This is a genomic window from Mesorhizobium sp. M7A.F.Ca.CA.004.06.1.1, from assembly GCF_003999135.1.
In the GTDB taxonomy this organism is placed as follows: domain Bacteria; phylum Pseudomonadota; class Alphaproteobacteria; order Rhizobiales; family Rhizobiaceae; genus Mesorhizobium.
Window position 1 is genome coordinate 1 of record NZ_RZPQ01001039.1, and the last position, 1,591, is coordinate 1,591.

Below are 1,591 nucleotides of genomic sequence, written 5' to 3' on the forward strand. Positions count from 1 at the left end.
CGACGACTTCAAGCGGCACTGCCTGCTCAACGGTCTCGACGACATCGGCCTTCTCCATGGTCAGGCCGATGTCGTCGAGACCGTTGAGCAGGCAGTGCCGCTTGAAGTCGTCGAGGTCGAAGGTGACGACACCGCCGTCGGGACCGCGGATTTCCTTGGCTTCGAGGTCGACCGACACTGTGGCATTGGAACCGCGCGAGGCGTCATCCATCAGCTTCTCGAGATCCTCGGGGCTGACGGTGATCGGCAAAATGCCGTTCTTGAAGCAGTTGTTGTAGAAAATGTCGGCGAACGAGGTCGAGATGACGCAGCGAATGCCGAAGTCGAGCAGCGCCCATGGTGCGTGCTCGCGGCTGGAACCGCAGCCGAAATTGTCGCCGGCAACCAGGATCTGCGCCTTGCGGTAGGCCGGCTTGTTGAGCACGAAATCCGGATTTTCCGAGCCGTCATCCTTGTAGCGCATTTCGGCGAACAGGCCGGTGCCGAGCCCGGTGCGCTTGATCGTCTTGAGGTAATCCTTCGGGATGATCATGTCGGTGTCGACATTGACGATCGGCATCGGAGCGGCGACGCCGGTGAGCTTGGTGAACTTTTCCATGGCTTTTGCCCGTGTTTTCGTTGCGGGGGGATTGCTGAGGCACGGTTTACACAAAGCCGGCAGCAAATAAAAGGCAACTGTTCGTGCACAGTGGCACAAGCCAGCCCGATGGTGCAGTCTGGCGGCCATGGCAGAAAACGCACACGTCCTCTATGCGCGTGAACCCGCGCTCGACATCGCCGAATTCCGGCGTGTGCTGGTCGAATCCGGCCTCGGCGAGACACGGCCGGTCGATGATGAAGCACGCCTGCGGGCGATGCTGTCGGGCGCCAATCTGGTGCTGACCGCGCGTCTCGACGTCGAAGGCAAGCCGCTGGTCGGCGTGATCAGAGGCATCACCGACTTCTCCTGGGTCTGCTACATCTCCGAACTCGCCGTTTCCCGATCGGCACAGGGGCTCGGCATCGGCAAGGGCCTGATGGACGAGGCGCGCCGGCAGCTTGGACCGTCGGTCGCCATCAGCCTGATCTCCATGCCCGACGCCGTCGGCTTCTACGAACGTATCGGCATGAAGCGCATGGCGGATGCATTCTGGTTCGACCGCAAGGGCTGAGATCTCTCTGGTTGGGGAACGAGAGAAGCGCGCCTTGCCTTCTCCCCCTGTGGGAGAAGGTGGATCGGCGCGCAGCGCCGAGACGGATGAGGGGTGTTCCAGCGGAGTGAGGCGTTGGCGTTCCCTGGAACACCCCTCATCCGTCGCCTTCGGCGACACCTTCTCCCACAGGGGGAGAAGGAAACGCCAACGCTCAAATCACGTTCAATTCCCGGAACGCCCGCCCTTCCGCGACTCGACCATAGCCAAACGCCGAACAATCCACCGTGCGATAGCCGCCATGAACGATCAGTTCGGCCAGCGCCTTGCCGACCGCCGGCGCCTGCTGCAGGCCGTGGCCGGAGAATCCGTTGGCGAAGATGAAATTGCCGACTTCGGGATGCGGACCGATCACCGCGTTCTGGTCGAGCGTGTTGTAGTCGTAGTGGCCGGCCCAGGCG

The 1,591-nt window shown here is 62.2% G+C and carries 3 protein-coding genes; 1 reads left to right on the top strand and 2 read right to left on the bottom strand.

Annotation, left to right across the window (positions count from 1 at the left end; all coding sequences use genetic code 11):
* Positions 1-598, bottom strand: a 598-nt coding sequence (gene leuD / locus EN906_RS33540) for a 3-isopropylmalate dehydratase small subunit (RefSeq protein ID WP_127375746.1), incomplete at its 3' end; no start/stop codon positions are given.
* Between the two features lie 127 nt (positions 599-725).
* Between leuD and EN906_RS33545 the strand changes: the two genes are divergently transcribed.
* On the top strand, positions 726-1,151 hold the full coding sequence (locus EN906_RS33545) for a GNAT family N-acetyltransferase (RefSeq protein WP_127271072.1): 426 nt from the start codon (positions 726-728) through the stop codon (positions 1,149-1,151).
* A 193-nt stretch (positions 1,152-1,344) separates the two neighbouring features.
* Here the strand turns inward: EN906_RS33545 and EN906_RS33550 are convergent.
* A partial coding sequence (locus EN906_RS33550; protein ID WP_164777583.1) for an FAD-binding oxidoreductase occupies positions 1,345-1,591 on the bottom strand: 247 nt, incomplete at its 5' end.

Excerpts from the sequence above, each read along its gene's own strand:
- EN906_RS33545 (WP_127271072.1), top strand. The coding sequence starts at position 726 with ATGGCAGAAAACGCACACGTCCTCTATGCGCGTGAACCCGCGCTCGAC.